This window comes from Aeromonas media (genome assembly GCF_000819985.1).
GTDB classification, from domain to species: domain Bacteria; phylum Pseudomonadota; class Gammaproteobacteria; order Enterobacterales; family Aeromonadaceae; genus Aeromonas; species Aeromonas media.
The window spans coordinates 1-1672 of record NZ_CDBZ01000174.1; the positions used below are offsets into that span (position 1 = coordinate 1).

General features: G+C 63.3%; 3 protein-coding genes. All 3 read right to left on the minus strand.

Going from position 1 to position 1672, the window contains the following annotated elements:
* On the minus strand, window positions 1–866 hold an 866-nt coding region (locus BN1127_RS14855; protein ID WP_042649961.1), incomplete at its 3' end, for an N-acetylmuramoyl-L-alanine amidase.
* Window positions 857–1330 (minus strand): tRNA (adenosine(37)-N6)-threonylcarbamoyltransferase complex ATPase subunit type 1 TsaE, encoded by a 474-nt coding sequence (tsaE, locus tag BN1127_RS14860; RefSeq protein WP_041206351.1) that lies wholly within the window; start codon window positions 1328–1330, stop codon window positions 857–859. The genes tsaE and BN1127_RS14855, both read right to left, overlap by 10 nt.
* Window positions 1331–1347: 17 nt before the next feature.
* Window positions 1348–1672: ADP-dependent NAD(P)H-hydrate dehydratase (locus BN1127_RS14865; RefSeq protein WP_042649960.1), on the minus strand; the 325-nt coding region annotated here is incomplete at its 5' end.

A 1672-nucleotide genomic window follows, 5' to 3' on the forward strand; every position in this document is an offset into this window, starting at 1 on the left:
TCCATGGAGAGATCGAGGAAGGTCTGCGCCAGATAGGGGTTGGGATCGGACTCGGCCAATACCTTGCCCACCCCGCCCAGCAGTTCCCCCTGCTTCTCCTGCTTCTCCAGCCAGCTGCCCATCTCGCGGTTGGCGCGATTGGTCGACAGCACCCAGACCGAGGCGCCGCGCGGGGTCGAGTTGTGGAAGCTGTCCGCATGCACGGACACCAGCAGATCCGCCTTGGCCTTGCGGGCGATTTCCGAGCGCTTGTTGAGATCGACGAAATAGTCACCACGACGGGTCATCACGGCACGCATGCCCGGCTCGCGGTCGATCAGTGCCGCCAACTTCTGGGACACCGCCAGGGTCACCCGTTTCTCGTAGGTGCGGCGCGGGCCGATGGAGCCGGGATCTTCCCCGCCATGGCCCGGATCGATGGCGATGACGATGGCCTTGCCCTGGCCGCCGACGGGAGCAGGCTGCGCCGTGGCGCCGCCCTTCTCTTCATAGGGCAGATCGATCACCAGACGATGACCGTAGGGGCCCGCCGGTGCCAGCGGGAACACCACCGGCTTGATGCTGGAGCTGAGATCCAGCACCAGACGCATGCTGCCTTTTTCAAGGGGCGTGCTCTCGCGGATCTTGCGCACCAGTTCGCTCTTGTTCTCGATGCGAGCCAGGTTGGCGGCGTTGCTCGCCCCCTTGAGATCGATCACCAGACGACTCGGGCCGCTCAGGGTGAAGTAGTTGAAATTGGGGGCGCTGCTCATGTCGAGCACCACCCGGGTGTTATCCGGCGACGGCCAGACCCGCACACTCTTGAGCTGATTTGCCCAGGAGGGTAAGGCCATCAGGGAGAGGGCAATAACAAGGATCAAGCGCACTGAGATGACAACCGTTCCAGAATGGCTTCGCCAATAGCAGTGCGCGCCGCAATCAGGGCCTCGCGCTGCTCGTTTACATACGTCAGGGTAATCTCGAGATCGGGGGACGGCAGCCAGCCTTCCCCTTTTTCAGGCCACTCCACCAGGCAGAGGGTATCGGCGCCGAAATAGTCCCGAATCCCCATGAATTCCAGCTCTTCCGGATCCGCCAGTCGATAGAGATCGAAGTGATAGACCTGCCAGTCGGCCAGTTCATAGGGCTCCACCAGGGTATAGGTCGGACTCTTAACCTTGCCTTGATGGCCAAGCCCTTGCACCCAGCCGCGGGTCAGGGTGGTCTTGCCGGCCCCGAGGGCGCCGTGCAGAAATACGGTAGTAGCCTGTTGGCATGCCTGCGCCAGGCGGCCGCCCAGAGCCACAGTTGCTGCCTCGTCCGGCAGTGTCATCATCAACGTTTTTGCCATGTTCTTCTTGTTACTTGTTACGGTGTCGGATTGACCAGACGGCGGATCCAGGGCAGCAGATCCGATGCCAGCATGCCCCTTTCTCCCTCGGCCGCGGCCAGGTCGGAGGCCTCTGCGTGAATCACGGCCCCCAGTCGCGCGGCCATGCCGGCAGACCAGCCCTGAGCCAGGAGGGCGGCGATTATACCAGATAACAGATCCCCCATGCCGCCACTGGCCATGCCGGGATTGCCTTCATCGCAGAGGCTGATGCGCTGGCCATCGCAGATGAGCGAGCCCGCCCCCTTGAGCAGCACCACGCCGCCGTATCGCTGCTGCAGCCGCGATACGGCGGCGTGGTGC